The 5,323-nt window shown below is 75.6% G+C and carries 6 protein-coding genes; 1 reads left to right on the top strand and 5 read right to left on the bottom strand.

Features of this window, described 5'->3' with window-relative positions; translation table 11 throughout:
- A partial coding sequence (locus tag DQW85_RS28195) for a DJ-1/PfpI family protein (protein ID WP_113702910.1) occupies positions 1-1,130 on the bottom strand: 1,130 nt, incomplete at its 3' end.
- A gap of 133 nt (positions 1,131-1,263) precedes the next feature.
- Positions 1,264-2,235 (bottom strand): GlxA family transcriptional regulator, encoded by a 972-nt coding sequence (locus tag DQW85_RS28200; protein WP_113702911.1) that lies wholly within the window; start codon positions 2,233-2,235, stop codon positions 1,264-1,266.
- 162 nt (positions 2,236-2,397) lie between these two features.
- Here DQW85_RS28200 and DQW85_RS28205 point away from each other — a divergent pair, with 162 nt between their 5' ends.
- Positions 2,398-3,138 (top strand): sulfite exporter TauE/SafE family protein, encoded by a 741-nt coding sequence (locus tag DQW85_RS28205; RefSeq protein WP_113702912.1) that lies wholly within the window; start codon positions 2,398-2,400, stop codon positions 3,136-3,138.
- A gap of 42 nt (positions 3,139-3,180) precedes the next feature.
- Here DQW85_RS28205 and DQW85_RS28210 read toward each other — a convergent pair whose 3' ends face one another.
- From DQW85_RS28210 to DQW85_RS28220, 3 genes are read right to left on the bottom strand one after another with little or no spacing between them, the layout of a single operon-like run.
- A complete protein-coding gene (locus DQW85_RS28210) occupies positions 3,181-3,906 on the bottom strand; it encodes a type 1 glutamine amidotransferase (protein WP_113702913.1) in 726 nt (241 codons plus the stop codon).
- Complete coding sequence (locus DQW85_RS28215; RefSeq protein WP_240197479.1) at positions 3,896-4,768, bottom strand: bifunctional 5,10-methylenetetrahydrofolate dehydrogenase/5,10-methenyltetrahydrofolate cyclohydrolase; 873 nt, start codon at positions 4,766-4,768, stop codon at positions 3,896-3,898. The genes DQW85_RS28210 and DQW85_RS28215 overlap by 11 nt, the downstream gene beginning before the upstream one ends.
- Positions 4,765-5,322 carry a cyclodeaminase/cyclohydrolase family protein gene (locus DQW85_RS28220; RefSeq protein ID WP_113702915.1) on the bottom strand — a complete coding sequence of 186 codons (558 nt, stop codon included), beginning with the start codon at positions 5,320-5,322 and terminating at the stop codon, positions 4,765-4,767. The genes DQW85_RS28215 and DQW85_RS28220 overlap by 4 nt, the downstream gene beginning before the upstream one ends.
- Position 5,323 lies beyond the last annotated feature (1 nt).

Consider the following 5,323-nt stretch of genomic DNA (forward strand, 5'->3'; position numbering starts at 1 on the left):
AGCTCGGGGCGGAGCCCGCGCCGCGCGGCCCACGCGGCCAGCCGCGGGTCGATCCCGCCCGCGTCACGCACCCCCGGCACGACCAGGCGGTCCAGCGAGGAGGAGGCGCCGGAACCGACCGGCTGGGCCAGGAGCAGCATCCCGTGCCGGGTCCTGGCCGTCCGCTCCGCGGCGACCGCGATCGTGCGGGCGGCGAACGACGTTCCGGAGTAGACCTCGAACGCGGCCGCGAGGTCCGTCTCACCGGCGCCCTCGGTCAGCGCGACGCCGACGGCAGGCCGCCACCACGGGAAGGTGGCGTTGAGCGCGTACGGCAGGTCGGACACCGCCGGAGCGTTCACCGGGATGGCCGTCGAGCCGCCCGGCGACCAGCCCGGGTAGGCGAGATCCCGGCCTATGCGCGCGGCCTCCCTGGCCCCGGCCAGCTGTTCGACCAGGCGCAGCGCTCCGGCGATGCCCGAGGTGACGCCGGCGGTCGTGGTGATCGGGCCGTCCTGGACGTAGCGCTGCCCGCGCACCCACCTCACCTCTGGGTCGGACTTCTCCAGGGAGCCGATCCGGTCCCAGAACGAGGTCGCCCGCCGGCCGTCCAGCACGCCGGTGGCGGCCAGCAGGTCCGAGCCCGCGCACACGCCCAGGATCCGGGAGCCTCCCGCCGCCTGCCGGGCGATCCACGCACGCAGCGGCGCCTCCCGCTCGCCCCGTGGCTCGACGACGGCGGGCGCAACCACCACGTCCGGACGGAGCGCGGCGTCCGCGGTCACCTCCTCGAACGTGCGGTCCGGAAGCACGCGCAGCCCGCCCGACAGGGCGACCGGCTCCCTGCGGGCGGCCACGGTGTAGACGGCGAACCTGTCCGACCGGGCGAACACCTCGTACGGCGGCAGCACGTCACCGACCACCGAACCGCTCGCGCCCAGGGCCACCGCGACGACCGTCCGCCCGGACGGGACCCCTGCGGCCTCGGGCCATCCCCACGCCGGGGGCGGCACGGGCCCGGACGGGAAGCTCTCGTCCATGGTCGCCGCGACCCCCCCGAAGCCCGCGCCGGTCAATACGGCGCCGGCCAGCAGCAGGCCGGCCAGGACGCGCAGCGGTGCGCGGGCACGACGAAGCACGGCGTTGACCATGGAACTCTCCTTGACAAGTGAACTCGGCCAGTGAACTCGGTCGGTGAATTCGGCCAGTGAATTCGGCCAGTGAATTCGGACAGTGGCCGCCCGGGTGGACGCCGGTACGCCGGCGGCTGTGGGGGCCCGGCGGTCAGGTCGGTGCGAGGCGGGAGGCCGATGGCGGCACGCCGTACCTGGCCGCGAACACCCGCCGGAAGTGGCGCGGATCGCGGAAGCCGCACCGGGCCGACACCGCCTCCACGGTCAGGGCCGTCTCCGCCAGCAGCGTGGCGGCCAGCTCAAGTCGGAGCCGCTGGCGGTACTCCTGTGGCGTGATCCCGATCGTGGCGGTGAAGGCGCGGGTCAGCCCGCGCGGCGACAGATGCGCCACGGCGGCGAGCTCGGCGAGGGAGTGCGGCCTGTCGAGGTGCTGCGCCACGTGGTCCTGCACCCGGTGTACGGCCGCGTTGAGGTGCGACCGGTACTCCAGGAAGGCGCTGACCTGCCGGTCCGTGCCCGACCGGCGCAGGTAGACGACGAGCTGCCTGGCCACCTGGGCGGTCAGCCCGGGGCCGTGGTCGCGTTCGATGAGCGACAGCGCCAGGTCGAGCCCTGTGGAGATGCCCGCGCTGGTGCTGATCGGCCCGTCGTGCACGTACAGGACGGCCTCCTGCACCCGGGCGGCGGGGTAGCGGTCGCGCATCGCGTCGATCAGCGTCCAGTGGGTGGTGCACCGGCGCCCGTCGAGCAGCCCGGCCTCACCCAGCGCCGCGGCCCCGCTGCAGACGGAGGCGACGCGGGCTCCGGCGGCGTGGGCGCTGGTCAGCCACCCGATGACGGAGCCGGAGACCAGCGGCCGTCCCGGCTCCGGCGGGTACACCCGGTGCCCCGGCACCAGCACCAGGTCCGCGTGGCCGACCTCGCCGAGCGGCCCCAGCCCGGCCAGCCGCAGCCCCTGCGCCGTGACCATGTCCGGCCGCTCGGCGACGTACTCCAGGCGGTACGGTGCGCCCAGGTGCGCCGCGGCGTCGAACGCCTGGACCGGACCGGCCAGATCGAGCAGGTTCACCTCCGGCTGCACCAGCACGATCACCCGCCCGGTGCCGCCCTCCGTCAGCGTCATGCGCCTTACCCTAGGCAGTGCCACGGGCTCCCCGTGAGGGCCGCACCGGCCGTGCGGCGGACGGATCCGGCACTGACCCACGCCCGGGAGGTTCCCCGGGGCTTGGTCGGGGGCGCGACACCCGACTTAGGGGATGAAACGGACGTCACCTAGCATGTCGGGGTGATCGGCGGAGAGGTCCTGGGCCTGCTCGGGGTGGGCGCGGTGGCCGGGGTGGTCAGCACGGTGGTGAGCCTGGCATCGATCGTGTCCTATCCCGCGCTGCTGGCGTTCGGGCTCCCCCCGCTCGCCGCGAACGTCACGAACACGGTGGCCCTGCTGTTCACCGGCCTGGGCGCGGCGGCCGGGTCACGGCCGGAGCTGGCCGGTCAGGGCCCCCGGGTGGTCAGGCTCGGCTGGATCACCGCCCTCGGCGGGGCCGCTGGAGCGTTCCTGCTCCTGGTCACGCCGTCGCGGACGTTCGAGATGATCGCCCCGTGGCTGATCGCGGCCGCCTCCCTCCTCCTGGTCCGCCCGCCCACCGGACGGCGGCACAGCGAGCAAGGGGTGCTGCCCCGGGTCGCGCTGTTCGCCGTGGCCGTTTACACGGGCTACTTCGGCGCGGCGGGCGGCATCCTCATGTTCGCGGTGCTGGCCGCCATGCTCGGCCAGACGCCCGCCAGGACCAACGCGGTCAAGAACGTGCTTGCCGGGCTGGCCAACGCGGTGGCCGCGCTGGGGTTCGCGCTGTTCGGCCCGGTCGACTGGGGAGCGGCGGCGCCGCTGGCGGCCGGGTTCCTGCTCGGCGGGTGGCTCGGGCCGAAGATCGCCAGGCGGCTGCCCGGCCAGAGCCTGCGCTACCTGGCCGCCGCCTGCGGCCTGGCGGTGGCGGGCAAGCTCGGCTACGACGTCTACGCGGGCTGACCGTCCGCCCGAGCGTGGTCGGGCCGACCGGCCGTCCCCGGCCTACGCGGGCTGAGCGTCCGCGCTGAGCGTGCGCGGGCCCGCGCGCAGGACGAGGTGCGCGAAACGACCGGCCACCTCGTGCCAGATCGGAGTGGAGACCGATTCGTCGGCCACCGCCCCGGCGTACACCTCGTCGGGGTCGAAGCCGTCCACCTTCCAGGTGCGGATGCGCTCCGGCAGTATCTCGGGATGGAACTGCACGCCCCACGCCCGCTCGCCCACCCGGAACGCCTGGTACGGGCAGGCGGCGGTCTCGGCGAGCCAGGTGGCGTTCGGCGGCAGCGCGGTGACCGCGTCCACGTGGTGCTCGATGGCGGGCACCACCGGGGGCAGGCCGTGGAAGAGCGGATCGCTCGCCGCGTCGGGCCGGAGCGTGACCGGGACGCTGCCGTTCTCGGGCGCGCCCGCGCTGCCCGTCACCTCGCCCCCGGCGACCTGGGCCAGCATCTGCCCGCCCAGGCAGATGCCGAAGTACGGGACGTTCCGGGCCAACGCCTGGGCCACCAGGCTCCGCGCGGGCGCCAGCCAGGGCGCGCGGTCGTCCTCCCCGGGGAGGTAGCCGCCACCCAGCACGATCATCGCGTCGTGCCGGAGCGTGCCGGGCAGGGCGGCGCCGTCGTAGGCGTGGACCACGTCCAGCCGGAGCCCAACCTCCTCCAGCCACCCGCGGAACCGGCCGGGGTCGCCGCTCCTGCTGTTCTGCACGACCAGCACGTCACCGGACATCGCGGCCCTCCGGACCCGCCGCCATCGCGGTGTGACGCAGGAGGATCGCCGTGGTGACCGGGCCGACCCCGCCGGGCACCGGTGTGAGCGCGCCCGCCCTGCCGATGACCGCGTCGAAGTCGACGTCCCCCGTCAGGCCGCCGTCCGGCGTCGGATTCGTGCCGATGTCGATCACGATCGCGCCGGGGGCCACGTGCTCGGCGCCGATCAGCCCGGCCCGGCCCACCGCGGCCACCAGCACCTCGGCGGTGGATGTGACGGACGCCAGGTCGCGGGTGCGCGAATGGCAGACGGTGACCGTGCAGTGCCGGTCGAGCAGGAGGTGCGCCAGCGGCTTGCCCACCACGGTGGACCGGCCCACCACCACGGCCCGCGCGCCCCGCAGCTCCACGCCGTGGTGGTCGAGCAGCGCCATCACCGCCGCCGCCGTGGCGGGCGCGAACGCGGGCAGCCCGGCGGCCAGCCGGCCGAGCGACAGTGGGTTCGCGCCGTCGACGTCCTTGGCCGGATCGATGGCCGCGGCCAGCTCCTGTGCCGACGCGCCCTCGGGAAGCGGGGTCTGCAGCATGAGACCGTGCACGCCCGGGTCGTCGCCGAGCCGCTCCAGCGTCGCCCGGATCTCCTCCGGCCGCGCGCGGGGTCCGAGGTCCACGACGTCGCAGGCGATGCCCACGCCCGCCGCCGCCTTGGCGATCGAGCGTACGTACCACAGGGTCGCCTCGTCGGCGGTGGCCACCACCACGGCCAGCACGGGCCGCGGGCCCGCGGCCACCCGCTCGGCGGTCTCGGCCCTGATCGCCGCCGCCACCTCCCGGCCCCGCAGCTCCGTCCCCGCGGAACCCGCGCCCGTTCCCACCGTCACGCCTTCAGCTCCCGTCGTACGCTCGCCGTCACCCGTTCGGCCCGTTCCACCGCCGCGTCGACCCCCGCCAGACATTCGCGCAGGCCGGCGAGCACCCGCTCGTCCCGGATCCCGCCCATGTTGACCTCGACGTTCACCCGTGCCGTGGTCAGCGCCGCCCGCACCGCCTCCGCCGCCGCGGCGACGTCGGTGACCACGTTGCGGTTGCCGATCGGCAGCAGCGTCTCGCAGAGCTCGACCAGCCGGGTGGCGGCCTTCACCACCTCGGCGGGCGGCCTGGCCGCGCCGGCGAGAGCCGCCGCGATGGCGGCGCCGCGCTCCTCGCCCTTGGGCAGCCGGTAGGCGTCCGTGACCGCGGTGAACGCCGCGGCGTCCTCCTCGGCGAGCCGCACCCCCCGCTCACGCAGCGTGTCGGTCTCGGCCGTCACGGCGGCGACGGTCTCCGCGTGCGCGGCGTACTTCTCGCCGGTGCTGTAGCGGGCCACCATGCCGAGCAGGGCCGCCGCCTGCGCCGCGTGCAGCGCCGCTGTGGCGCCGCCGCCGGGCGCCGGCACC

This window comes from Nonomuraea lactucae, assembly GCF_003313395.1.
GTDB lineage: Bacteria > Actinomycetota > Actinomycetes > Streptosporangiales > Streptosporangiaceae > Nonomuraea > Nonomuraea lactucae.

Excerpts from the sequence above, each read along its gene's own strand:
- DQW85_RS28200 (WP_113702911.1), bottom strand. The coding sequence starts at position 2,235 with ATGACGCTGACGGAGGGCGGCACCGGGCGGGTGATCGTGCTGGTGCAG.
- DQW85_RS28210 (WP_113702913.1), bottom strand. The coding sequence starts at position 3,906 with ATGTCCGGTGACGTGCTGGTCGTGCAGAACAGCAGGAGCGGCGACCCC.